The 23,516-nt window shown below is 68.5% G+C and carries 20 protein-coding genes and 2 pseudogenes; 4 read left to right on the top strand and 18 right to left on the bottom strand.

Annotated features, from left to right (window positions below; genetic code table 11):
- Positions 1-27: 27 nt before the first annotated feature.
- The 8 genes from ACIQTP_RS18335 to ACIQTP_RS18370 all read right to left on the bottom strand — a co-directional run bounded on the left by ACIQTP_RS18335 (position 28) and on the right by ACIQTP_RS18370 (position 10,550).
- Positions 28-777 carry a response regulator gene (locus ACIQTP_RS18335; protein WP_390931106.1) on the bottom strand — a complete coding sequence of 250 codons (750 nt, stop codon included), beginning with the start codon at positions 775-777 and terminating at the stop codon, positions 28-30.
- 235 nt (positions 778-1,012) lie between these two features.
- Positions 1,013-1,516 (bottom strand): GtrA family protein, encoded by a 504-nt coding sequence (locus ACIQTP_RS18340; RefSeq protein WP_390931108.1) that lies wholly within the window; start codon positions 1,514-1,516, stop codon positions 1,013-1,015.
- A gap of 449 nt (positions 1,517-1,965) precedes the next feature.
- Complete coding sequence (locus ACIQTP_RS18345) at positions 1,966-2,319, bottom strand: TetR-like C-terminal domain-containing protein (protein ID WP_403400965.1); 354 nt, start codon at positions 2,317-2,319, stop codon at positions 1,966-1,968.
- Between the two features lie 29 nt (positions 2,320-2,348).
- Entirely contained in the window at positions 2,349-5,579 is a 3,231-nt protein-coding gene (icmF, locus tag ACIQTP_RS18350) for a fused isobutyryl-CoA mutase/GTPase IcmF (RefSeq protein WP_403400967.1), read from the bottom strand.
- 225 nt (positions 5,580-5,804) lie between these two features.
- A complete protein-coding gene (locus tag ACIQTP_RS18355) occupies positions 5,805-7,025 on the bottom strand; it encodes a cytochrome P450 (protein ID WP_403400969.1) in 1,221 nt (406 codons plus the stop codon).
- 176 nt (positions 7,026-7,201) lie between these two features.
- The gene (locus tag ACIQTP_RS18360; RefSeq protein ID WP_403400971.1) at positions 7,202-8,008 is read right to left on the bottom strand and encodes an SDR family oxidoreductase; all 807 of its coding nucleotides are present in this window, start codon (positions 8,006-8,008) and stop codon (positions 7,202-7,204) included.
- 37 nt (positions 8,009-8,045) lie between these two features.
- Positions 8,046-9,296, bottom strand: coding sequence for a cytochrome P450 (locus ACIQTP_RS18365; protein ID WP_403400973.1), 1,251 nt, complete (start codon positions 9,294-9,296; stop codon positions 8,046-8,048).
- Between the two features lie 81 nt (positions 9,297-9,377).
- On the bottom strand, positions 9,378-10,550 hold the full coding sequence (locus ACIQTP_RS18370) for a cytochrome P450 (protein WP_403400975.1): 1,173 nt from the start codon (positions 10,548-10,550) through the stop codon (positions 9,378-9,380).
- 134 nt (positions 10,551-10,684) lie between these two features.
- On the opposite strand from ACIQTP_RS18370, the gene ACIQTP_RS18375 reads away from it, so the two are divergent.
- Both ACIQTP_RS18375 and ACIQTP_RS18380 read left to right on the top strand, forming a co-directional pair.
- Complete coding sequence (locus ACIQTP_RS18375; RefSeq protein WP_403400977.1) at positions 10,685-11,314, top strand: TetR/AcrR family transcriptional regulator; 630 nt, start codon at positions 10,685-10,687, stop codon at positions 11,312-11,314.
- 832 nt (positions 11,315-12,146) lie between these two features.
- A complete protein-coding gene (locus ACIQTP_RS18380; protein ID WP_403401051.1) occupies positions 12,147-12,803 on the top strand; it encodes a TetR/AcrR family transcriptional regulator in 657 nt (218 codons plus the stop codon).
- Between the two features lie 192 nt (positions 12,804-12,995).
- Here ACIQTP_RS18380 and ACIQTP_RS18385 read toward each other — a convergent pair whose 3' ends face one another.
- The 10 genes and pseudogenes from ACIQTP_RS18385 to ACIQTP_RS18430 all read right to left on the bottom strand — a co-directional run bounded on the left by ACIQTP_RS18385 (position 12,996) and on the right by ACIQTP_RS18430 (position 20,142).
- Complete coding sequence (locus tag ACIQTP_RS18385; RefSeq protein WP_403400979.1) at positions 12,996-13,667, bottom strand: response regulator; 672 nt, start codon at positions 13,665-13,667, stop codon at positions 12,996-12,998.
- Positions 13,664-15,040 carry a sensor histidine kinase gene (locus ACIQTP_RS18390; protein ID WP_403400981.1) on the bottom strand — a complete coding sequence of 459 codons (1,377 nt, stop codon included), beginning with the start codon at positions 15,038-15,040 and terminating at the stop codon, positions 13,664-13,666. Before ACIQTP_RS18390 ends, ACIQTP_RS18385 begins: the two co-directional genes overlap by 4 nt.
- Before the next feature lie 36 nt (positions 15,041-15,076).
- Positions 15,077-15,910, bottom strand: a complete 834-nt coding sequence (locus ACIQTP_RS18395) for an ABC transporter permease (RefSeq protein ID WP_403400983.1) — start codon at positions 15,908-15,910, stop codon at positions 15,077-15,079.
- The gene (locus tag ACIQTP_RS18400; protein WP_390931128.1) at positions 15,910-16,839 is read right to left on the bottom strand and encodes an ATP-binding cassette domain-containing protein; all 930 of its coding nucleotides are present in this window, start codon (positions 16,837-16,839) and stop codon (positions 15,910-15,912) included. Before ACIQTP_RS18400 ends, ACIQTP_RS18395 begins: the two co-directional genes overlap by 1 nt.
- Entirely contained in the window at positions 16,836-17,555 is a 720-nt protein-coding gene (locus tag ACIQTP_RS18405) for a TetR/AcrR family transcriptional regulator (RefSeq protein WP_403400985.1), read from the bottom strand. Before ACIQTP_RS18405 ends, ACIQTP_RS18400 begins: the two co-directional genes overlap by 4 nt.
- Positions 17,556-17,590: 35 nt before the next feature.
- A pseudogene (locus ACIQTP_RS18410) lies at positions 17,591-18,427 on the bottom strand (PP2C family protein-serine/threonine phosphatase); the annotation flags it as partial.
- A 293-nt stretch (positions 18,428-18,720) separates the two neighbouring features.
- Positions 18,721-18,876, bottom strand: a pseudogene (locus tag ACIQTP_RS18415) (TetR family transcriptional regulator); the annotation flags it as partial.
- A gap of 55 nt (positions 18,877-18,931) precedes the next feature.
- Positions 18,932-19,618, bottom strand: a complete 687-nt coding sequence (locus tag ACIQTP_RS18420; RefSeq protein ID WP_391058118.1) for a hypothetical protein — start codon at positions 19,616-19,618, stop codon at positions 18,932-18,934.
- 40 nt (positions 19,619-19,658) lie between these two features.
- On the bottom strand, positions 19,659-19,784 hold the full coding sequence (locus ACIQTP_RS18425) for a hypothetical protein (RefSeq protein ID WP_390931134.1): 126 nt from the start codon (positions 19,782-19,784) through the stop codon (positions 19,659-19,661).
- A 220-nt stretch (positions 19,785-20,004) separates the two neighbouring features.
- Positions 20,005-20,142 (bottom strand): hypothetical protein, encoded by a 138-nt coding sequence (locus ACIQTP_RS18430; protein WP_390931136.1) that lies wholly within the window; start codon positions 20,140-20,142, stop codon positions 20,005-20,007.
- A 399-nt stretch (positions 20,143-20,541) separates the two neighbouring features.
- On the opposite strand from ACIQTP_RS18430, the gene ACIQTP_RS18435 reads away from it, so the two are divergent.
- Both ACIQTP_RS18435 and ACIQTP_RS18440 read left to right on the top strand, forming a co-directional pair.
- Complete coding sequence (locus ACIQTP_RS18435) at positions 20,542-21,141, top strand: TetR/AcrR family transcriptional regulator C-terminal ligand-binding domain-containing protein (protein ID WP_390931138.1); 600 nt, start codon at positions 20,542-20,544, stop codon at positions 21,139-21,141.
- A gap of 128 nt (positions 21,142-21,269) precedes the next feature.
- Complete coding sequence (locus tag ACIQTP_RS18440; protein ID WP_391058121.1) at positions 21,270-23,507, top strand: MMPL family transporter; 2,238 nt, start codon at positions 21,270-21,272, stop codon at positions 23,505-23,507.
- The last annotated feature ends 9 nt before the right edge of the window (positions 23,508-23,516 follow it).

Raw genomic sequence — 23,516 nt, forward strand, 5'->3', positions numbered from 1 at the left:
TGCTCCACACAAGATTCAACAACTGGATCAGGACGCGGACACTTCTGAGGTCTCGTCAGATCTGACTCCCAGTCGGAAACCGACGCCGCGGACTGCCTGAATGCACAGGGCGTCACCGAGCTTGTGACGCAGGGCCGTTATATGGGTGTCCAAGGTCTTCGTCGGGCCCGACCAGTTGCTGTCCCAGACCGCCGTCATGATGTCCTCCCTGGTCACCAAGTTGTCCACTCGCTCGGTGAGAAAGGCCAGCAAGGCGTACTCCTTGGGGCTCAACGGGATTTCCGTTCCGTCCAGGAAGGCGCGATGCGCCCGGCGGTCGACGCTCACCCGGCCGCACATGTCACGCGGCGGGCGCGGAGGGGACACCTGGCACCGGCTGGGCCGGACGGAGCTCATGCCGGGGGTGAGCTCTGGGGGGCAGGGCCCGATGGGGCGCCGGCGCAGCACCGCTCGCATCCGCGCGATCAGCTCACGTATCAGGAACGGCTTCACGATGTAGTCGTCCGCGCCGAGTTCGAGGCCGACGACCTTCTCCGTCTCGCTGCCCCGCCCGCTGATGACGATGAGCGGTACATCGCTGCGGGCACGTAACTCCCGGCAGACGTCCAGGCCGTCCATGTCCGGCAGGCCGAGGTCGAGCAGAACCATGTCCGCCGCCGGGGCGGTGAGCGCGCTCCGTCCGGTGGGCACCGAGGTCACGTGAAAGCCGTAGCGGGCGAGGCCACGCTCCAGGGAATCGGCGACGGTTCGATCGTCCTCGACGACGAGTACATGCACTGTCTTCTCCTGAGGGCTATGGATCACGGTGGAATCGGATCTGGCCGACAACTTGAGTCATGGCGTCGCGAGAAGGCGAGTCGCTGGGCGATCCCGGCCCTCACCTCACGGTATGGGCGGCTCCTGGTGATTCCCTCCGCCGGAGGGTCGAACCTGGAGAGGGCGAGTAATGCGGCCGTAGTAAGCGTTCTACTCCTTGCGACGTCGGGGCCGCGGATCTCGACGGAAGGGCGTCCTACGCCGGAACCAGGGTGGACGCGGCGACGGTCCAGTTCTGCTTCTGGGGTCGGGCGCTCTGGTCGCGGCGGGTGGCGAAGACGAAGAGGCGCAGGACGAGGAAGCGGCCTATGCCGGCGAGGCCGGAGGCGCTGAGGTAGACGATCTGCTCGGTCAGCATGCTGGGGGAGGGCTGCACGAGGTGCAGGACGAGCACCGCGGCGCTGGTCATCACGTAGGCGACCGTGGCTGAGCCTGCGGACTGCCAGTGCTCGCCCCATCCGGCACCGCGGCCCTTGCCGAAGGTGAAGCGGGCGTGGAGGTCGGTGCACAGCAGGGTGGAGGCGACGGTGATGATCGCGTTCGATACGGCCCAGGGCATCGTCATGCCCAGCAGCGGCACGGCGAAGCTGGAGAGGACCCCGATACCGCCGCCGAAGATCACGAACCGGATGAACGAGCCAAGGGGGCCGGGTGGGGCCGGAGTCGCCACGGCGGGCTTCCTCGTGAGCTGTGACTTCATGGGGCTTCCTTCCGGAGCGGCGGCGCCTCGGTGGGACGTAATTGCTTGACTTACTCAACCATAACTTGATTGCTTGACTTAGGCAAGCACATGGGGAGCTTTTGTCGTCCACGAGAGTGCGGTATGACGGGGGCACGTGGGGCCGACGCCGCCGAGGGGCGCGACTTCAGTCGTCGGTCGCCGAGCTTGCGGCTGAATTCGTACAACCGGTCTCGGGGTGTGAGGCGCCGTGCGCGCACGGGTTGCACGACGGGGACAAAGCACAGGCCGGCGACGTACGCCATGGCCACTGCTGGATGCGGTCGCCTGCGCCGAGGCTGGTCAGTATTCGGCTGACGTGTTTCTTCACCGTGGGCTCGGTCGGGGCGAGCCGTTCGGCGGTCTCCAGGTGTTGGTTCGGCTCTTGGCGGTTGGCGGCAGGGCCTCGCTCCGGTGCTCGCTCGGCGCGCTCAGCCGCGGATCGGCCTGCGGCCCCCGCCTGTACGACCGACCTCGACATGCCCGTCGGAACCGGCCTCCTGGTCCTGCCGCGGACTCGCGACGCCGAGGGCGGGGAGGATCACCGCATCGACGAAGTGGTGCAGGAAGGTGCGGTCCGCGAGAACGCCCTCGAGCAGAGAGCGGGTGATCAGCGCCCCGAGCAGCAGGTGCGGGAGGTAACCCGACGCCGGGTGGGTCGAGGGGAGCTCCCCTCGACCCACCGCGCGGGTGACCAGCGCGTCGAGTTGACCGCGGCCGGACTTCCGCAGTGCGGACGCCAGCTCGGGGTGAGTGTGAAGCGCTCTTAGCAGGCCGGGTTCCATCCGTGGTCCTGTCGGAAGAAGTGGCCTGGTCAGACGTTGCGGCGGTACTGGCCGCCGACCTCGAAGAAGGCGTCGGTGATCTGCTGCAGGGAGCAGACCCGAGCGGCGTCCATGAGCACGGCGAACACGTTCTGGTCGGTCACGGCCGCCTTCTTGAGGGCGGTCAGGGCGGTATGCGCCTCGTCCCGGTGTCGGGACTGGTAGGTGTGGACGCGCTCCAGCTGGGAGTGCTTCTCCTCTTCGGTGGCGCGGGCCAGTTCGATGACGCCGGGCTCGACGGTGTCGGCGTGCGGGTTGCGGAAGGTGTTGACGCCGATGAGGGGCAGGGTGCCGTCGTGCTTGCGCTGCTCGTAGAGCATCGACTCGTCCTGGATGCGGCCGCGTTGGTAGCCGGTCTCCATGGCGCCGAGTACGCCGCCGCGCTCGCTGATCCGCTCGAACTCGGCGAGTACGGCGGCCTCGACTAGGTCGGTGAGTTCGTCGATGACGAACGAGCCCTGGAGGGGATTCTCGTTCATGGCCAGGCCCCACTCCCGGTTGATGATCAACTGGATGGCCAGGGCCCGGCGGACGGAGTCCTCCGTCGGGGTGGTGACCGCCTCGTCGTAGGCGTTGGTGTGCAGGCTGTTGCAGTTGTCGTAGATCGCGATGAGCGCCTGCAGCGTGGTGCGGATGTCGTTGAAGTCCATCTCCTGGGCGTGCAGGGAGCGTCCGGAGGTCTGGACGTGGTACTTCAGCTTCTGGCTGCGCTCGGCGGCGCCGTACTTCTCCTTCATCGCGACGGCCCAGATGCGGCGGGCCACCCGGCCCAGCACCGAGTACTCGGGGTCCATGCCGTTGGAGAAGAAGAACGACAGGTTGGGGGCGAAGTCGTCGATGTGCATGCCGCGGGCGAGGTAGGACTCGACGTAGGTGAAGCCGTTGGCCAGGGTGAAGGCGAGCTGGCTGATGGGGTTCGCGCCGGCCTCGGCGATGTGGTAGCCGGAGATGGACACCGAGTAGAAGTTGCGGACCTTCTGGGCGATGAACCACTCCTGGATGTCGGCCATCATCCGCAGGCTGAACTCGGTAGAGAACAGGCAGGTGTTCTGGCCCTGGTCCTCCTTGAGGATGTCGGCCTGCACCGTGCCGCGCACGTTCGCCAGTGCGTGCGCCCGCAGTTCGGCCGCCTCCTCGCCAGAGGGGTCGCGGCCCTCGGCGGTCCGGAACCGGTCGAGTTGCTGGTCGACGGCGGTGTTGAGGAAGAACGCCAGGATGGTCGGCGCGGGCCCGTTGATCGTCATGGAGACCGAGGTGGTGGGCGCGACCAGGTCGAAGCCGTCGTAGAGCGCCTTCATGTCGTCGAGGGTGGCCACCGACACTCCGGAGGTGCCGACCTTGCCGTAGATGTCGGGGCGTTCGTCCGGGTCGCGGCCGTAGAGGGTGACCGAGTCGAAAGCCGTGGACAGCCGGGTGGCGGGCTGGCCCTCGGAGAGCAGCTTGAAGCGCCGGTTGGTACGGAACGGGTCGCCCTCGCCGGCGAACATCCGTGCCGGGTCCTCGCCGTCGCGCTTGAAAGGGAACACCCCGGCCGTGAACGGGAAGCGGCCGGGAAGGTTCTCCCGGCGCCAGAACCGCACCAGCTCCCCGTGGTCGGTGAAACGGGGCAGCGCGACACGGGGGATCTTGTTGCCGGACAGGGACTCGCGGGTCAGTTTGGTGAGGATCTCCTTGTCCCGGACCCGCACGACCTGGTCGTCGCCGGAGTAGGAGGCGATGACGGCGGGCCAGTTCTCGATCTGCTTCGTGATGTCGTACGGGAGCTGCCTGCGGGCGTCCGCGAGCAGCGACTCCACGTTCCCAGCGTCGGAGCCGGCATCGACGAGTTCGGCCGTGACCGTCTCCAGACGCTGTACGCGCCGTGCCGCTTCGGCCAGTTGGCCCGTCTCGGTGTGGTAGGCGCGGACGGTGTCGGTGATCTCGGCGAGGTAGCGCACCCGGTCTGCGGGTACGACCTGCCGGATGCCGGAGGAGTGGCGTCCGTCGACCGGGGCCAGCGTGCCCTCGGACAGGACCAGCTCCTTCTCGGCCAGGACGGTCCTCAGGTGCTGGTGGAGGGCGGTGACGCCGTCGTCGTTGAAGGTGGCCGCGGAGGTGCCGTACACCGGCATGTCCTCGGGCCGCATGCCGAACGCCTCGCGGTTGCGGACCAGTTGGCGGCCCACGTCGCGCAGTGCGTCCTTGGCGCCGCGCCGCTCGAACTTGTTGATCGCCACGACGTCGGCGAAGTCGAGCATGTCGATCTTCTCCAGCTGCGAGGCGGCGCCGAACTCCGGGGTCATGACGTACAGCGAGGCGTCGACGAACGGCACGATCGCCGCGTCGCCCTGGCCGATGCCCGGCGTCTCCACGATCACGAGGTCGAAGCCGGCGGCCTTCACGACGTCGATCACGTCGGACAGGTGCTCGGGCAGCTCGCGGCTGGCGCGGGTGGCCAGGCTCCGGAAGAACACCCGGTTGCCGTCGAGGGAGTTCATCCGTATCCGGTCACCGAGCAGCGCGCCGCCACCGCGACGGCGGGTCGGGTCGACCGCGATCACCGCGATCCGCAGCTTGTCCTGCTGGTCGACCCGGAACCGGCGCACCAACTCGTCGGTCAGCGACGACTTTCCCGAACCGCCGGTGCCGGTGATGCCCAGCACCGGCACCGTCCGTGCCACGGCCGCTGTACGCACCTGCTCCAGGAGATCCGCGGGCAACTTGCCGAGTTCCGCCCCGGTGATGGCGCGGGCGATCGCGAACCGGTCGCCTGCGAGAAGGGCGGCGACGCCGGCCGGCTTGCCGTCCCACAGGTCGAAGTCGCAGTCCCGCACCACCGAGTTGACCATTCCGGCCAGGCCCATTCGCTGCCCGTCCTGCGGGGAGAAGATGGTCACCCCGCTGTTGCGCAGCCGGGCGATCTCCTCGGGCACGATCACGCCTCCGCCGCCGCCCACCACGCGTACGTGCTCCGCTCCCTGCGCGCGCAGCGACTCCACCAGGTACTCGAAGTACTCGACGTGCCCGCCCTGGTAGGACGAGACGGCCACGCCATGCGCGTCTTCCTCCAGGACCGCGTCGACGACCTCCCGCACCGACCGGTTGTGTCCGAGATGGATCACCTCGGCACCCTGGGACTGGAAGATCCGCCGCATGATGTTGATCGACGCGTCATGCCCGTCGAACAGAGCCGAAGCAGTGACCAGCCGGACAGGGTGCGCGGGGCGGTGCAAGTCGCTCATGGGGCCTTCCCAGACAGGACACGGGAATACTGACCGAACAGATACTAGGACGTCCTAGTAAATTGGAGAAGGGGCGTGTCGACGCAGCCAGGACCACAAAGTTGCCGAGTGGTCCCTTTGACGCGATCTCCTTCACTGCCCGTCGGGGGCAGGAGCGACCGCGCTCGGTGACCGACCGCGTGAGCGGACTCGCGGGAGCCGCTCACGTCGGTCGTTTCAGCGGCGTTACCACCGCACGGGTACCTCGCGCAGGCCACCCACGACAAAGCCCTCGAGCTTGCGCAACTCCGGTACCGGTACGGCGAGGGCAAGGGTCGGCAGCTTCCGCAGCAGGACCTCAAGAACGACCTGCAGTTCGGTGCGGGCAAGGGACTGGCCCAGGCAGGAGTGGGCTCCCGCGCTGAAGGTCAGATGGGGATTGGGGTTGCGGCCGAGGTCCATCTCGTCCGGGTCGGCGAAGGTCCGCCCGTCGCGGTTGGCGGCGGCGGGGACGCAGAACACGGTGGCGCCGCCCTGCAGCAACTGTCCGTCGACGTCGAAATCCGTGCCGAGATAGCGCCGGATACCGAAGGTGGCCTGGTTGGTGTCGAAGCGCAGCGCCTCGTCGACCGCGGTGCGCACCAGGGAGGGATCGGCGAGCAGCCGCTCCCACCGGGTGCGGTCCGCCAGCAGCATGGCGACCATCTTGCCGATCATGTTGGCGGTCGTCTCGTGCCCGGCGACGAGCAGAGCCATACCCGTCGCGACAAGCTCGGCGTCGGTCAGCCCCTCACCCTCGGCCAGGCTCTCCACCACCAGAGTGCTGAGCACGTCCTCGCCCGGCTCGGCCCGTTTGGCCGCGATGAGTTCGGACATGTACGTCACGAACTCGGAATGTGCGGCCGTGATCTCCTCCTTCGGGTAGCGGCTGACGCTCAGGAACGCGTCGGACCAGTAGGAGAAGCGGTCCCGGTGCTCGGCGGGTGCGCCGAGGAGCTCGCAGATCACGTAGATCGGCAGTGGGAAGCCGAGCGCGGTCCTGAGGTCGGCGGATTGCCCGCTCTTGACCATGCTGTCGACCAGGCCTTCGGCCGTCGCCACCATGCCGGGGCGTAGCGCCGCCACGCGCTTGACGGTGAAGTACCTGCCCAGGAGCCGTCGCCACCGCAGGTGGGCCTCGCCCTTGAGGGGGACACTCATCGACCGGTCGTCGTCGGCCGCTACGCCGGTCGCTCCGTCGGCGGTGAGCCGAATGCTGTCGTCCTCGGCGGTCGGGCGGGAGAAACGGGGGTCCGACAGGAGGGCCTTGACATGGTCGTAGCGGGTCAGCAGTGTGCCGGTGTCTCCGCTCGGGAGTTCGACGGTGGCCACCGGGCACTGTTCGCGCAGGCGTTTCCAGTCCGCTGACGGTTCCAGTGGGCCGTCGGTGGTCAGCGGCATGTGGACGACCTGGTCGTGCTGGCTCATCTGCGTCTCCTCGTGGTGGAGGGAAAGAACCTGTTCGCGTCTCGTCGGACGCGGATCGTGGAGCTGACGTCGCCGGTGGCCTTGACGTCCTTGTCTCGTAGGGGAGTTGTGTGAAGTGGATCGACGGGGCGGCCGGGCACCAGGGAACCCGTCTCGGATCCACCGGCCGGGCAGCTTTACAGGGTGGCCGCGGTGAGCTTTTCCCAGCGGTCGTACTCCATCTGTTGCGCGGCGAGTTTGCTGCGCAGCAGATGGAGCCCGTGGCCGAGGGACAGACGCAGCGGCGGATCGTCGGTGGCGGCGATCGAGACGACCGCGTCGGCGGACGCGTCGAGGTCACCACGCTTGTAGTCGTCCTGGCTGAAAAGCAGGGTCCGGGCGGGGCCGTACTCCTCGGGCATGGGGTGCGCCGGTGCGCGCAGGCCGGCGCCGAACTCGGTTCCGTAGGTGGCCGGTTGAACGATGGTGACCTTGATGCCCAGGTGCCGGACATCCTGGGCGAGTGATTCGCTGAAGCCTTCGAGGGCGAACTTCGAGCTGCTGTACGCCGCCATCGTCGGCACCGCCGCCGTGCCGGCGACGGAGGAGAAGCTGATGACGTGCCCGGCGCCGCGCTCGCGCATCCGTGGCAGCACGGCCTTGGTGAGTTCCAGCGGCCCGAACAGGTTGGTCTCGAACTGCGCGCGGATCTGATCGAGGGTCACCTCCTCCAGCGATCCCCGCTGGCCGTAGCCGGCGACGTTGGCGAGGACGTCGACCGGGCCGAAACCGGCGTCGACCGCGCCGAGAGCCGTCACGATCGACTCGCGCTCGGTCACGTCCAGCCGTATGACCTCGACGGCCGCAAGGCTCGCGAAATCGGCGGGAGCCTTCGAAGGGGTGCGCATGGTCGCGGCGACGTTCCAGCCCGCTCGGGCGAACGCCCTGGTCAGGGCTGCTCCGAAGCCGGAGGACGCTCCGGTGACAACGGCGGTCCTGGTCATGGTGTCCTTTTCAGTTACGACGCGTGTGAGTCGGCGGCTACCAGGTCACCGGCAGTTCGTAGAGGCCGTAGACGATGCCGTCGTTCTTGAAGGAGAGTTTCTCCAGGTCGGTCGCCAGGCGCAGCGTGGGGATGCGGCGGAAGAGGGTGCCGAGGACGACCTCGAGTTCCAGGCGGGCCACGGGCTGGCCGAGGCACTGGTGGATGCCGAAGCCGAAGGCCTGGTGGCGGCGGGCGTCCCGGTGGACGTCGAGCCGGTCGGGGTCGGGGAAGAAGGCTTCCTCCCAGTTGGCGGTGATGCTGGGGATGACGAGGCCCTCACCGGCGCGGATGGTCTGGCCGCCGATCTCGATGTCCTCCAGGGCGATGCGGCGGTTGCCGATGTGGATGATGGTCAGGTAGCGCAGCAGTTCCTCGACTGCGCTCGCCAGGACCTTCGGGTCGTCGCTGTCGCGGACGGCGGCGAGCTGCTCGGGGTGTTCCAGCAGGGCCGTGACGCTCAGCGCGATCATGTTGGCGGTGGTCTCGTGCCCGGCGCCGAGTATCAGCAGGCCCATGGAGGCGGCCTGGCGGCGGGTGAGGTCGCCGTCCCGGTAGTGGGCCGCGAGTTTGGAGAGCATGTCGTCGGCCGGGTTGGCGAGTTTGGCCTCGATCTGGCTGTCGAGGTAGTCCAGCAGGGCGTGGTGGGCGGCTGCCACCTCTTCCCGGCCGGCGTCGTGGCGCATGCCCACTTCGCTCTTGGTCTGGAAGAACTCGTGGTCCTCGTAGGGGATGCCGAGCAGTTCGCAGACGACCAGGGAGGGCAGGGGAAGAGCGAGCGCGTGGACGAGGTCGACGGGTTTGGGCCCGGCCAGCATGGTGTCGATGAAGTCGTCGGTCATGCGCTGGAGGGCGGGCCGCATGGCCGCGACGTGCTTGATCGAGAAGGCGCCGGAGATCATCCGGCGGATCCGGGCATGCTCGGGGTCGTCCATGGTGAGGAAGGCAGGCTCGCTGCCGCGCTCGGCGACCTCGCGGAAGGAGGGGCTCATGTACGGGAAGCCGGGACGCCTTTGGTCGACACTGCAGCGCGGGTCGGCGAGCAGGGTCCGCTGGTCGTCGTAGCGGGTGACGAGCCAGGGCGTGCTGCCGTCCCAGATCCGGACCTTCGTGAGCGGCTGATCGGAACGAACCTGCTCGGTGTGCAGCTCCCGCAGCTGAGGCGGCGGGGCGAACGGACACCTGGCATCCCTCGGCATCGGGAAGTCGGGAACGGACTCGTTATCGGTGGTGGCAAGAGAGCTGGTCATGTCACTCCTCAGGTGGGGGAAGGGAGCCTTGGACGGGGAATACAGACAACTCCGTCAGGGCGGTTGACAAGTGGTCGTGGCCTACCAGGTCACCGGCAGCTCGTAGAGGCCGTAGACGTTCCCGTCGGCCTTGAACGGCAGCTCCTCGGCCGGCCGGGTCAGGCGCAGCCCGGGCAGTCGCCGGAACAACGTGTCGAAGACGATGCGCAGCTCCGCCCTGGCCAGGTTCTGGCCCAGGCACTGGTGGGCGCCGTAGCCGAAGCCGAGGTGGTTGCGGGAGTCGCGCTCGATGTCGAACTCGTCGGGGGCCTCGAACGCGGCGGGGTCACGGTTCGCGGTGTTGGACAGCGCGAGCACGCCCTCGCCCGCGCGGATGGTCACGCCACCGATCTCGGCGTCCTCGTCCGCGACGCGGACGACGGCGTACTCGGCGACGGTGAAATACCGCATCAGCTCCTCGACCGCGCCCGGTGTCTTCGCCGGGTCCGAGCGGATCGCCGCGACGGTCTCGGGCCGCCGCAGCAGCATCATCGTGCCGAGGGAGATCATGTTCGAAGTCGTCTCGTGCCCCGCGATCAGTAGCAGGAACCCGAGGCCGGCGGCCCCTGTCCGGTCTCCGGTCTTCTCCAGGTGCCTGCTCAGAAGGTCGTCGCCAGGCTCCCGCGCCTTCTTCGCGACCAGGGCTTCCATGTACCGCAGCAGCTCGACCGCGGCAGCCTTCTTCTCTTCGTCCGGCGCCGTGAGGCGCAGCAGCGCGCTGGAGTGGTTCTGGAAGAACTCGTGGTCCTCGTAGGGGACACCGAGCAGTTCACAGATCACTACGGACGGCACCGGCAGCGCGAGGGCCTGTACGAGGTCGGCGGGGCGTGGGCCGTCGAGCATCGCGTCGATGCGATCGTCGACGGCCTGCTGGATCCGCAGCTCCAGCGCGGCTGCCCGCTTGACTGTGAACTCTCCGGCGACCTCGCGCCGTCGGCGCCGATGTTCCGGAGAGTCCACGGTGATCAGCGAAGACCCGAGCCGCGCTTTCGGACGGTCCGTCAGTTGCGGTATGCCGGGAAGGGTGCGGTTGGCGTTCAATCGAGGGTCGGCCAGCATCGTACGGATGTCGTCGTGCCTGGTCAGCACCCATGCCTGGGAGCCGCTGGGCAGTGTGACGCGGGCGCTGGGTTCGTCTTGGCGCAGCTGGACGTGTTCCGTGACGGGGGAGAACGGGCACGTGCGTGCAAGGGGGAGAGGGGTGGCGGCGGACATGGGGGGAAACCTCCGAGTGCGCTCGGCATTTCGGATGAAATTCTTCCGCTTCGGATTTCGACGGTACCGAACTGGAGGAAATTCGTCCATCTAGCTTGGGTTGAGAGGGACGCCACACTGCGAGAATCAGCCGTATGACCGCTGACCCCCGCACCCCGATGAGAGCCGACGCGCGGCGCAACCGTGACCAGATCCTGGCGGCCGCGAAAGTCGTGTTCCAGGCGCAGGGGGCCGATGTGCCGATGGAGGACATCGCCCGGAGCGCCGGGGTCGGCGTGGGCACTCTCTACCGGCGGTTTCCCGACCGCGAGTCCCTGATCCGGGCCGTGGCGCGGGACAGCTTCGGTCGCGTCCTGGAAGAGGTGCGGGCGGTGGCCCGGGAGGAGCCGAGCGCCTGGGACACGATCACCCGTCTCCTCGCTCACTCGCGGGAGTTGCGGGTGACTGCCCAGCTGGCGCTGCTGTCGGAACGCGCCCGTGCGGTCATCACCGGGGATCCGGACATCCGGGGTTTCCGGGACGAGATCTTCGGGCTGATCGACGACTTGGTGGCGGCCGCACAGCGGGAGGGCAGCCTGCGTACGGACATCGGTGCAGGCGATATCGGCGTGTTGCTGTCACTGCTGGTGAGACACTTTCCGGCCGCCGACACCGGGGTCGCGGACATGATGCTGCACCGGGCCACGGCCCTGATTCTCGACGGGCTGCGCGCTCCGGGTATGCCGCTGCCCGGCCGCCCTCTGGTCCAGGGTGACCTGGCCTGACGAACGGTGACCGCCGAGGTGGGGGGGCAGGGGCGCAGCCGGTCGGCTCTGGCCTGTTGGGGCGGATCTATGGATCCGGATGGCAGTCGGAGCGATCGAGTTGGCGTGCGCGATCGTGCGCGATCGCGAGGGTGGCGGTGCCGAGGTCACCCCAGGCATTAAAAGTTGTGAGTGATAGATTTTAACGTCGCGAGGCCTACTCGCGACGTGGCCGTCGACCTGTCACGGAGGGTTGTCGGCTGACGCCCGACGGCTTCCGTGGATGACGAGCCGACGAACGGCGCGGTCGAACGAGCGTGAGCCGGGGCTATTGGTGTCGTGAGTTCCGTCGGCTGGCCTCCGCCAGTCACGTCGGTTGGTAAAGCTGACACGTGACGGCACGGGTTCGCGCCATCTGGTCCGCCTGACCCTGGCCCGGAGACCGGACCGCATCCCGCCCTCAAGCCGATCCGGCCGGGGCTACGCCTTCTGCCCGGCTTCCGCGGTGGTGGCTGCTTCGGCGGGGTCCGGGTGCCGTGGCGACTGTGCGTTGGCGGGAGGAGGGGGAGGCGAGGATCAGCTGGTTTCCGGCTGAGCAGGCAGGTGCAGGCGGCTCGGGTAGTATTAAATCAATGGCGTGATTTAAAGTATGCACTGGGCGGCGGCTGAGTTCCAGTTGGGCCGGCTGAATCCGGCAGAAACCCTGAGTGGAGGAATTATGGAAGAGGGTGGCCTGAGCTGGACGTGTCATTGCGTACGCTTTCGTCGTTTGAACTCGCCGATCCGGTCGAGGTTCTGCGAGGGCTTGCGGGACGGGCCCTCGCAGACCGTGTGATGTCCCGAAGTGGTGGTGATGATGGGCGGCAGGACGAAGCGTGACGAGCAGGTCGGCGCGACACGGGAGGCACTTCTGGCCGCGGCGGAGCGGCTGTTCGCCGAGCATGGGGTGCATGCGGTCGCCAACCGCCAGATCAGCGAGGCCGCCGGGCAGGGCAACAATGCCGCGGTCAGCTATCACTTCGGTACCAAGGTCGACCTGGTGCGCGCCATCGCCCGTCGGCATGCCGAGGGAATAGAGACCGGCCGTCTTCGCATGTTGGCAGACATCGGCGACTCCTCAGACCTACGGGACTGGGTGGCCTGTGCGGTCCGCCCTGTCACCGAGTACGTGGAGGCTCTGGGTGCCCCCAGCTGGTATGCCCGGTTCATCGCCCAGGTCACGGCCGATCCGGCCCTGCGTGCGATCACGACCGAGGAGTTCGCGGCCGGCCAGCCGTCGATGCGGAAGCTGCAGGAGGGCTTGGACCGTTGCCTGTCCGACCTGCCGGCCGAGGTGCACGCCGAACGGGCCGCCATGACGCGTCACCTCATCACACAGATGACCGCCGAACGTGAGCGTGCCCTTGCGGATAACGAGCAGACTTCCCGCGCCAGTTGGCGTGAGGCGGCGAACGGCCTGATCGACGCCATTGTCGGCCTGTGGCAGGCGCCGGTCACCCACGAGGGCTGATCGCTGGACCGTTCGGCGCACTTCTGTGGGTCCGGCGGGCAAGCCGGTGAAGAGAGGGATGAACCGGGCCGACATGCTCCGTCCACGGCATCGGTCGAAGAACCTGGAGTCGGGAGAATCAGGTGTCCGCGGTCGAGTCTGAGACGGCCGTGTGCCGGGCTCCGGTTCCATGATCCCTTCGTGGACTGCGGCTCAGGCGCGGGGTCGGACCAGTCCCGCGTCGTAGGCCATGATCACGGCCTGGACGCGGTCGCGTGCGCCGAGTTTGGCGAGGACGCGGCCGACGTGCTTCTTGACCGTGGACTCGGTCAGGACGAGGTGTTCGGCGATCTCGGTGTTGGTCCAGCCCTTGGCGATGGCGAGCAGGACCTCGTGCTCGCGCTCGCTCAAGGTGCTCACCCGCGGGTCGACTTGGGTGTCGGTGTCACCGGTGGGGGAGAGGACCTGGTGTGCGTAGGCGTCGAGGAGACGCCGGGTGAGGCGGGGTGAGACGACCGCGTCGCCACTCGCTACTGCCCGGACGCCGGCGATGAGTTCCTCCGGGCGGGCCTCCTTGAGAAGGAACCCGCTGGCTCCCGCGCGCAGGCCGGCATGAGCGTACTCGTCGAGGGCGAAGGTGGTGAGTATGAGGACGTGGATGCGGGCGTCGGCGGCCACGATGCGGCGGGTGGCCTCGATGCCGTCCATGCCGGGCATCCGGATGTCCATCAGGACCACCTCGGGGCGCAGTTCGGCGGCCATGCGGACGGCCTCGGCACCATGCGCGGCCTGCCCGACGGGGGTCATGCCGGGTGTGCCCTGCAACAGCATGCGGAACCCAAGGCGCTGAAGGGGCTGGTCGTCGGCGATCAAGACGGTGATCATCGGGCCTGGTCTCCTGGAGTGGCGCGGGAGAAAGCGGAATGTGCTTCTTGGGCACCCGCCGGGCCGAGGGTGACGTCCACGACCCAGCCAGGCCGGTCCGGGCGCGGACCGGCGGTGACGGTGCCGCCGTACAGCGCGGTGCGCTGCCGGATGCCCACGAGGCCGTGGCCGGACGAGCCGGGTGGCACAGCCGGGTGCCGGTCGCTGGGGCACGGTCCTGTGTCGGTGACCCGCACTCGGATGCCGCCCTTCCCGGAGGTCACGGTGGCCTGTGCGGTGGATCCGGGGCCGGCGTGTTTGAAGATGTTGGTCAGCGCTTCCTGGACGATGCGGTAGATCGTCAGCTGTATGCCGCCGCCCAAGTCGCTGAGGTCTCCTTCCGTGCGATACGAGACGCTCAGCCCGGCGGCGCGCACCCGGGCGAGAAGAGTGTCCAGGTCGGCGAGACGCGGCTGCGGGCTGAGTGGTGCGTCCTCCGGCTCGTCGCCCAACATGCCCAGCATGCGGCGCACTTCACCCATGGCCTCACGGCTGGAGTCTCCGATGAGGCGCAGCACCTCGGCGCTCTGCTCGCCCTGACTGGCGGCGAGGGCTGCTGCCCCGTCGGCGAGCCCGACAACGACGGCGAGGTTGTGGCCGACGATGTCGTGCATCTCGCGGGCGACGCGGTTGCGTTCGGCGGCCGCGGTGAGACGTTCACGCTGTTTCCGCTCGATCTCCAGGCGGGCCGCCCGGTCTCGCAGCGCGGCAAGGTACACACGCTGCGTCCTCAGGGCCAGGGCCAGGGCGATCGCGGCGATCTCCTGGCTCACCAGGAGCAGCATGCCCGGGGTGGGATCGTCGGACGGCAGCAGGAACCACACCGCGGCGCTCACCTCTGCGAGCACCGCCACGGCCACCCAGCCCAGCAGCCGCAGTGGGCCGTGCAGTGCCAGGTTGTAAAGGGCGGTCAGTAGACATGCCCCAGCCAGCAGCCAGAGGTTGAGAGTCCACGGAACCAGGGCGCTCAGGGTCACGACGGAGGAGACGGCCACGGGCGCCCGGCGCCGCCACCACAGTGGCAGCACCATCGCGGCGGTGAGGGCGAGCAGCACGCTGAGCGGCAGGTCGGGTCGGGTCGCGTCGAAGGGGCCGCGGTCGCTGCCGAAACAGGCGTCCACCACCGCTGTCGAGGCGACGATCGCCATCACCGCCGAGTCCAGCACCCAGGGGCGATTCCGGTCGGCATGACGCAGTCGGCGCTGGGCGCGCAGTAGGCGGCCGAGGAAGGGATGGGTCCAGGCGGCCTCCAGCCCGGGGGGCGGCGCAAGGCACCAGGATCCGGCGCCCAAGGGGTGCTCGGTCGCCGTCGTCTCCGCTCTCATCGGACGCATGCCCCTGTCACCGCAAGCCTGTCCCACGCCTGCCGGTCAGGCGTCGGTCCTCGCCAGCCGGTACGCGGCCGCACCGAGCGTCAGCGTCACCCAGACGGCGAACACGGCCAGTCCGGCCCAGGGGCCGAGCGAGTCCGACGCCTCATGTAGGTGGTACGCCGCCTGGCCGGCGTTGTTGGGCAGGTACGGGGTGACGTTGTCGCGGATGGACGCGGGCAGCAACCCGGTCAGACCGGGCACGACGAGGAGCAGGCCGACGAGTACGGCGATGCCGCCCGCGGTGGACCGGAGCAGCGCGCCCAGGGCCACGCCCCACACCCCGACCAGCCCCAGATAGAGACTGGCGCCGATCAGGGCCCGCAGCACACCGGCGTCGGAGAGGGACATCGAGAGGTCCTCGGTCTTGAGGATCATGCCGCCGAGCTGGAACGTGATCAGGACGCCTCCCATGGCCGCGCCCTGGGCGATCACGCCGAAGATGATGGTCTTCGACCACAGCACGGGAAGCCGCTTGGGTACGGCTGCCAGTGTGGAGCGAATCGTGCCCGACGTGTACTCGCCGGCCGTGATCAGGACGCCGAGCACGCCGAGGGCGAGCTCGGCGAACGTCACGCCCGTCAGGGACAGGCCCACGAGTCCGTCCTGGATGTCCGGTCCGCTCCCGTCCTGGCCGCCGGGGGTGTAGACGGCCGCGGCGATCAGTCCGACAGCCACGAGCAGCACCTGGGACAGACCAAGGGCGATCAGAGTGGAGCGCAACGACAGGAACTTGCCGAACTCCGAGCGCACCACCCTGGGGAAGGTGACCTTGTAGTCGGGCCGGGCGGCTTCCCTGGACCCAGTGGTGGGTGCGGTGGTTGTCACGGTCATCAGGCGGCCTTCGTCGTGGTCGCGGCGGGGGCACTCTGGTACTCCACGGCATCGCTGGTGAGTTCCATGAAGGCCTCCTCCAACGACATCGTCTGCGAGGTGAGTTCGTAGAGCGGTATCCCGTGCTGCAGGGCCAGCGCGCCGATGCGGTGAGCGTCCAGGCCCACCACCACCAGCTCCTCGGCGGTGGCGGAGGTGAGGGTGACGTCCGGGCCGGACAGCACCGCCCGCAGCCGCTCCGGTTGGGTACTCGCGACCTTCACGCCCCTACCTCCGGCCTGCTGGATGAAGGCATCGACTGTCGTGTCGGTGAGCAACCGACCGCGCCCGATGATCACCAGATGTTCGGCGATCAGCGCGGTCTCGCTCATCAGGTGGGAGGAGAGCATGACCGTACGGCCCTCGCCAGCCAACCGGGACAGGAGGTTGCGCACCCACAACACCCCTTCCGGATCGAGCCCGTTGACCGGCTCGTCCAGCATGACGATCTCCGGGTCGCCGAGGAGCGCCGCCGCGATGCCGAGCCGTTGACCCATGCCCAACGAGAAGGCACCGGCCCGTTTGTGGGCGACGCTCTGCAGGCCGGCCAGTTCGATGACCTCGTCGACGCGGCTGCGGGGGATGCCGTGTGTGCGGGCCAGGGCCGTGAGATGGGCGAAGGCACTGCGCCCGGGGTGGACGGACTTGGCTTCGAGCAGGCTGCCGATCTCCTGCAGGGGGGCGTGGTGCCCCGCGTAGGCCTTGCCGTTGACCGTCACCGATCCGCCGGAGGGTCGGTCAAGACCGATGATCATGCGCATGGTGGTGGACTTCCCGGCGCCGTTCGGGCCTAGGAATCCGGTGACCTGACCGGGCTTGACGGTGAAGGTCAGGTTGTCGACGACGGTCTTGTCCCCGTACCGCTTGGTGAGTTGCTGGACGTCGATCACGGGTGGTTCTCTCCCGCCTGTGGGGCTGTGAGTTCGGCACCCAAGCTATGAGCGCGACCGGACCCGTCTCCGGTTCCGGGGGCGATGTTGGTACTCGGGTACCAGTGCCGCCCGTCGACGGCACTGAGGGCGCGCAGGATCACCACGTCGATGAAGTGATGCATGTACGCGCCGGCGACAGGGACGTCGTCGACCAGGGAGCGGGTGAGCACCGCACTGAGCAGTAGACACGGCAGGTGGTACGACGCCGCGTGCCGGTCGGCGAGTTCGCCGCGGTCCACTGCGCGGGCGATCAGGGCGTCGAGTCTCCCGGGGCCGGGCTGCCGTAGCGCGGAGGAGATTTCGGGGTCCGTGTGCAGGGCGCTGACCAGGCCCCGTATCAGGGCCGCGTCTTCGCGCAGCCCGTCCTCGCCACGCCCGTCGATCAAAGCGTGCAGGTCCCCGGCGAGCGAACCGGTGTCGACGGTGTCGACGTCGAAGGGCGACAGGTGTCGCAAAGCCTCGGTCACCGGCTCCTGCTTGCCGCTGAACCGGCGATACAGACTGGTCTTGCTGCAGTTCGCCCGGGCGGCGACGGCTTCCACGGTCAGGGCGTCGTATCCGATCTCGCGCAGCAGGTCGATCACCGCCGTGTGCGCACAGGCGGTGAGTTCGGGGTCGAGGCGGCGGCGGAGCGGTACCGGAGGCCTCGTCCTCAGGGGCCTGGCTCGTGCCACGCGGGGGTCCTTCGCAGGGAGGACAGCTTGCGTGCTCAACGCGTCGGTGTCCGGCGGACGGTGGGCACGGCGACGTCGTCGTGCCCACCGTCGTCCCCGGCGAACGTTCGGGCGTCGTCGTAGCGAGCCTGCGCCAGGTCGGTCGGGGAGAGGCCGGCATGGCTCTCCAGCCGTTCGTCGACCGGGTGGAACGCGCCGTCGGCGGCACGTGTCTCCGTGAGGCCATCGGTGGTGAACAGCAGCTTCGACCCGGCCGGGAACGCGAACCACTCCGTCGTCGCGGGCTCGTCCGTGAGCTCGGCGAGACCGAGGGGCACACCGGTGTCCAGCATCGGCGTGACGATGTCACCGTCGTGCACCGGCTGCGGTGGAATGTGCTCGCAGCTGACCACTTGAGCCTCCTTGCCCGTGACACCGATGACGAGGGCGGTGAAGAACCGCTCGTCGTCACCCGCCTGTTCGGCGTAGGAGTTGTGCCGCACGACCGCTGCGTCCAGGGCGTCGACGAGCGCGGTGAGCGTCGGTTCCCGGTAGGCCGCCTCCCGGAAGGCCTCGATGACGGCGAACGCGGTACCCACGGCCGCTGGTCCCTTGCCCTGGACGTCCCCGATGAGAACTCGAGGCCCCCACGGGGTGGCGACGACGTCATGGATGTCGCCACCGACGAGCCGGTCCTCTGGAAGGGGCTCGTAGGCGCTGCTGACCAGGACGTCGTCGGTGAGCAGGGGCAGGGGGTGCAGGATGTGCCGTTGCATGGCCGCGGCGGTGGAGCGCAGGCGCAGCATCGCGTGCTCGCGTTGGATGCGCCGGTGGCAGGCGTAGACGGAGGCCGCTCCCAGAGCGAGAGTGAACAGCACTGGCAGCATCCGGTCGAAGCGTCAGTACCGCAGCGCTGCAACGGAGTTGGTCGGAAATTCGAGCGTCGACGCCTCTGACGACCGCGACCACGCCGGTCATCGTGTTCTGGAAACTCCGGGCCCACGGCCAGGCCGCGCATGGCTGCCCAGTTCGCCTGAAGGAGGAGGAAGAGCGGCGCCGTTCCGACGAGCGCTGCCTCATACAGGCGCAGAGGCTGTCGCCTCGTCTCCAGTCCGGGAGGTGCGGCCCACGCCCACTCGATCACCTCCTGGACAGGCCCGCACCACTCCTGGACGAGAGCAGTGAGGATGTCCTCCTTGGCTCTGACGTGGTAGTAGAGCGCGGCTTTGGTCACGCCGAGCCGTTCGGTGATCTCGCGCAGAGCGGTCTTGTCGTATCCCTGCTCGGCGAAGAGTTTCAGGTCCGCCCGCAGGATCTGTCCGCGTGTGGCGTCGCTCGTCATGGACAGTGTCCTTCCGATCTCGAGCGGGCATGCGGTCGCCGGGCCGCGAACGTCGTCAGGCCTTCGTGCCGGAGGAGTCCGCCGCGATGCTGATGCCCAACGGGACGACACCGGCCGACAGGCCCTGCAGGGCGCGTCCGACGAGCATTAGGACCAGCGGGGGAACGACGGGCATCTCGGGTTTCCGGTTCGTGCGGGACTGGTGCCGTACTGATAAGTCAACGAGTTGATTTAAAATATAGCTGGAAATGAGCCCTCGATCAAACCCGGGGATGTCTGAGCTGTGATGACGGCGGTGTTCGTGAGTGGTCAGGGGCCAGGGCGTGAAGTTCTCGTCCGCCGTCTGCAGACACGTGTCGTGCCGGTATGCCACCACGGCCGCAGTAGGGCCCTGCAGGGGGTGGGCGAGGACGTAGGTGACGGCCAGGCTGGTGACATCCCTGGTGGCGCCCAGAGGCGGCAGGGGCAGGGTCTCCGCGATGACTTCGTGGTCGCCCGCTCTGATCACGAGCTGTGTGGTGGGTGCCACGCCGTGCGCGGAGATCGGGACGGCGATGTTCTCGAGGTTGTTGACATCCACGGCGGCCAGGGCCTGGGCGGGCCCGAGACGCAGCGTTTCCAGAACGGCTTGGTCCTCGCGATGGCCTGCCAGGGCAGGATGCCGAGAGCAGGAGGAGTCGGGCAGCTCAGGGCTTCTCTTGTGGACCGGCCTGCGGACCACATCAGCCGTCTGACCAGGCATGTCTCCGACCACTAACGCGGCAGCGGGGGCAGGCGGCCGGTTAGCTGCGAGGGCCGCTCCCGTCGTGGTAGCCGAGTTCGAGGTAGCGGGTGCGGGTGCCCCAGGAGCCGAGGTCAGGAGTGTTGGCCAGGACGTCGTGCCAGGACTGGGCGGCTGGAGTAACCACCGCTCCGGAACCCCCGGCCTTGCCGGGAGCCGCCTTACTGGAAGGGTCCCCTCGTCGTGCGCGGGCAGCGGGTAGCCGGGGCGTCCGGCCGCCCTTGCCGGATTCGGACGGCTTGTATGCGGTGCCCTTGGCGGCGCGGGCGCGGGGCCAAGGGCCGATGGATCGGTGCAAGGGCCTGGCCAGGATGGGCGCGACGAGGTCTGCCGGAGATGTCACCGCATCAGCGGGTGTCCAGGCCGTCCGGGTCCGGAGTGAAGTTGCGGACGACGAGGTCGGGCCGTGACGTGGCCCGTGGGTCGGGGTTCGGCCTCAGCCGCCGTAGTCCGCGGTGCGGGCCCTGCAGTCCGACGGTGCGCATGAGCCGGGGGCAGGCCCAGGAACTCCGTTGACGCGCCTGCTGGGGTGGCATTGCCGCCGTTGGGTTGTGGACCTGGCCCCAGCGAACGCCTCGCACGCGTGATCGCCTAGCGTGCGGCCGTCGAGGTCGCAGCTACGCGCAGCAGGGACAAGCGGGGAGAGCCAGAGGCCACCCTCGGCCGCGCAGCACAACAGGTCACCGCCGGGATGAGGCAGGCGCAGCCAGACCTCCCCGTGTACCGCGACAGTGTCCCGTTTGCTCGGGAAGCCGCCCTCCGCTACAGTTTAAATCAACTCATTGATTTATCCCACGCGTACGAAACGGTTTCGTTTCGCCCGGAGTGAGGATATCTTCATGGTCGTACGAACGAGAAACACGCAGAGTGAGCAGGTGAGAGGCATGACCCGGGTTGTCGCAACGACGCGTCGCAGTCGGATCACGCCCGAGCGTGAGGCCGAGCTGTACGCGGCCGTGCTCGATCTGCTCCGGGAAGTCGGCTACGACGCCCTGACCATGGACGCCGTAGCGGCCCGCACCCGGTCCAGCAAGGCCACGCTCTACCGCCAGTGGGGCGGCAAGGCCGAGCTCGTGGTGCGCGCCATGAAGCACTCCAAGCCGAATCACGACGACATCGACACCGGCTCACTGCGGGGCGACCTGCACGCTTCCGTCAAGCTCGACGACGACTGCACGATCGAGAAGAAGTCGTCGCTGATGCGGGGCGTCGCCATGGCGATGCACGGCAACCCGGATCTGCGCCGCGCCTTGCGGGCGCAGCTCGTCGAGCCGGAGATGAGCGGCTTCAACCTCATGATCCGGCGTGCTATCGACCGGGGCGAGGTCCGCGTGAACTGCCCCGCGCTGGAATTCCTGCTGCACATGATGGTCGGCGGTTTCGCGGCCAAGGCGCTGCTCGACGATGAGCCGCCCACCCAGGAGTTCCTCGTCTCGTACATCGACGCAGTGGTCCTCCCCGCCCTCGGCGTACCCACCACCTGAGCCCTCCCCGCACCCACCTCGCCACCTGACGTCACCGCTCAAGTCGTCGGGACGATCATCCCTGTCTCCCCGCCGGGCTGATCACCCCTGCCCTGCACAACACACGACCTGACCGGGAGACCGCCCTCGTGGCCACGATCCTCTATAAACTCGGCCGGCTCGCCTTCAGGCGACGGCACTTCGTCGCCCTGTTCTGGGTGGCCCTGCTGACCCTTGCCGGGGTCGGCGCGGCCTCCGCGCCCTCTGCCGGGGAGACCTCGTTCTCCATTCCCGGTACCGAAGCCCAGAAGACCTTCGACCTGCTGGACCAGCGCTTCCCGGGTTCGGCCGCCGACGGAGCGACCGCCCGTGTCGTCTTCAAGGCGCCCTCCGGCGAGAAGATGACGGACGCCGACGTCAGGGCAACCGTGGAGAAGACCGTCAAGGAACTGGGCAGCGGTTCCGAGGTCGGCTCCGTCACCGACCCCTACACGTCCCAGGCCGTCAGCAAGGACGGCACCGTCGCGTACGCGACGGTGAAGTACGAGGTCCCCGGCATGGAGCTGGAGGACTCCTCCAGGGACGCCCTGAAGAAGACCGCCGAGGACGCCCGCGACGCCGGCCTGACCGTCGAACTGGGCGGCGACGCCCTCCAGACGGCCGCCGAGGCCGGTATCGGTGAGGTCATCGGCATCGCCGTCGCCGCGCTCGTCCTGGTCATCACCCTGGGCTCCATGGTCGCCGCCGGGCTTCCGCTGCTGACCGCGATCATCGGCGTCGGCATCGGCATGTCGACCATCACCGCCCTGGCGAGCACCCTCGACCTCGGCGCCACCACCGGCACGCTCGCCACGATGATCGGCCTCGCCGTCGGCATCGACTACGCGCTGTTCATCGTCTCCCGCTACCGCAGCGAGCTGGCGGACGGCCGAGACCGCGAGGAGGCGGCCGGACGTGCCGTCGGCACCGCCGGCTCAGCGGTCGTCTTCGCCGGTCTGACGGTGGTCATCGCACTGGCCGGTCTGTCCGTCGTCAACATCCCGATGATGACGAAGATGGGCCTCGCAGCGGCCGGCACGGTCGGCGTCGCCGTTCTCGTCGCCCTGACGATGGTCCCCGCGCTGCTCGGCTACGCCGGCCGCAAGGTCTCCCCCGCAGGGGGGAAGAGCAAGCTGCTCGGCCGCCGCAAGGCCGCGGCGGCCCCGGAGAACACCTCGGTCGAGCCCAAGCCCAACATGGGCACTCGATGGGCGCGGTTCGTGCTCCAGCGCCCCGTCACGGTGCTCCTCGTCGCGGTGGTCGGCCTGGGCACGGCGGCGCTGCCCGTCACCAAGATGGAGCTGGGCATGCCGGACGACGGTTCACAGCCGACGTCCACGACCCAGCGCCAGGCCTACGACCTGCTGTCAGAGGGCTTCGGGCCCGGGTTCAACGGTCCGCTGATGGTCGTCGTCGACGGCAAGGACAGCAAGGACCCCAAGGGCGCGGCCACCGACGTGACCGACGAGATCAAGGGTGTCAAGGGCGTTGTGTCCGTCTCCCCGGCCACCTTCAACAAGGCCGGTGACACCGCGACGATCACTGTCACCACCGATTCCAAGCCCGCGTCCACGCAGACCGAGGATGTGGTGCACGAGATCCGCGGCAAGGCCGCAGGCATCAAGGCCGCCACGGACGCGCAGGTCCTGGTCACCGGCGCCACCGCGGTGAACATCGACATCTCGCAGAAGATGTCCGACGCGCTGCTTCCGTACCTCCTGCTGGTGGTGGGCCTCGCCTTCCTCCTGCTGATCCTGGTCTTCCGCTCGATCCTGGTCCCCTTGAAGGCGGCCCTCGGCTTCCTGCTGTCGGTGCTGGCCGCGCTCGGCGCCGTCGTCGCGGTCTTCCAGTGGGGCTGGCTGTCCGGCCTGCTGGGCATCGACGAGACCGGCCCGATCATGTCGATGACGCCGATCTTCCTGGTCGGTGTGGTCTTCGGCCTGGCCATGGACTACGAGGTCTTCCTGGTGACCCGTATGCGAGAGGCCTACGTCCACGGGGAGCGCCCCGGCGAGGCGGTGGTGACCGGCTTCAAGCACGGTGCCCGGGTCGTCACGGCCGCGGCGATCATCATGGTCGCGGTCTTCGCCGGCTTCATCACCTCCAGCGAGTCGATGGTGAAGATGATGGGCTTCGGCCTCGCCATCGCCGTCTTCTTCGATGCGTTCATCGTGCGCATGGTGATCGTGCCGGCGGTGCTCGCCCTGCTTGGGAAGAAGGCCTGGTGGCTGCCGAAGTGGCTGGACCGGATACTGCCGAACGTCGATGTCGAGGGCGAGGGCCTGAAGGCCCTGTCAGACGCAAAGGACTCGGATCCGGACGAGGACAGGGAGCTGATCCGGGCGTAGGGGAAATGG

Source organism: Streptomyces sp. NPDC090798, from assembly GCF_044768965.1.
GTDB lineage: Bacteria > Actinomycetota > Actinomycetes > Streptomycetales > Streptomycetaceae > Streptomyces.

Coding starts and splice junctions, on each gene's coding strand:
- ACIQTP_RS18340 (WP_390931108.1), bottom strand. CDS start 1,516: ATGAAGTCACAGCTCACGAGGAAGCCCGCCGTGGCGACTCCGGCCCCA.
- ACIQTP_RS18345 (WP_403400965.1), bottom strand. CDS start 2,319: ATGGAACCCGGCCTGCTAAGAGCGCTTCACACTCACCCCGAGCTGGCG.
- icmF (WP_403400967.1), bottom strand. CDS start 5,579: ATGAGCGACTTGCACCGCCCCGCGCACCCTGTCCGGCTGGTCACTGCT.
- ACIQTP_RS18355 (WP_403400969.1), bottom strand. CDS start 7,025: ATGAGCCAGCACGACCAGGTCGTCCACATGCCGCTGACCACCGACGGC.
- ACIQTP_RS18360 (WP_403400971.1), bottom strand. CDS start 8,008: ATGACCAGGACCGCCGTTGTCACCGGAGCGTCCTCCGGCTTCGGAGCA.
- ACIQTP_RS18365 (WP_403400973.1), bottom strand. CDS start 9,296: ATGACCAGCTCTCTTGCCACCACCGATAACGAGTCCGTTCCCGACTTC.
- ACIQTP_RS18370 (WP_403400975.1), bottom strand. CDS start 10,550: ATGTCCGCCGCCACCCCTCTCCCCCTTGCACGCACGTGCCCGTTCTCC.
- ACIQTP_RS18375 (WP_403400977.1), top strand. CDS start 10,685: ATGACCGCTGACCCCCGCACCCCGATGAGAGCCGACGCGCGGCGCAAC.
- ACIQTP_RS18380 (WP_403401051.1), top strand. CDS start 12,147: ATGATGGGCGGCAGGACGAAGCGTGACGAGCAGGTCGGCGCGACACGG.
- ACIQTP_RS18385 (WP_403400979.1), bottom strand. CDS start 13,667: ATGATCACCGTCTTGATCGCCGACGACCAGCCCCTTCAGCGCCTTGGG.
- ACIQTP_RS18390 (WP_403400981.1), bottom strand. CDS start 15,040: ATGCGTCCGATGAGAGCGGAGACGACGGCGACCGAGCACCCCTTGGGC.
- ACIQTP_RS18395 (WP_403400983.1), bottom strand. CDS start 15,910: ATGACCGTGACAACCACCGCACCCACCACTGGGTCCAGGGAAGCCGCC.
- ACIQTP_RS18420 (WP_391058118.1), bottom strand. CDS start 19,618: ATGCCTGGTCAGACGGCTGATGTGGTCCGCAGGCCGGTCCACAAGAGA.
- ACIQTP_RS18430 (WP_390931136.1), bottom strand. CDS start 20,142: ATGCGCACCGTCGGACTGCAGGGCCCGCACCGCGGACTACGGCGGCTG.
- ACIQTP_RS18435 (WP_390931138.1), top strand. CDS start 20,542: ATGACCCGGGTTGTCGCAACGACGCGTCGCAGTCGGATCACGCCCGAG.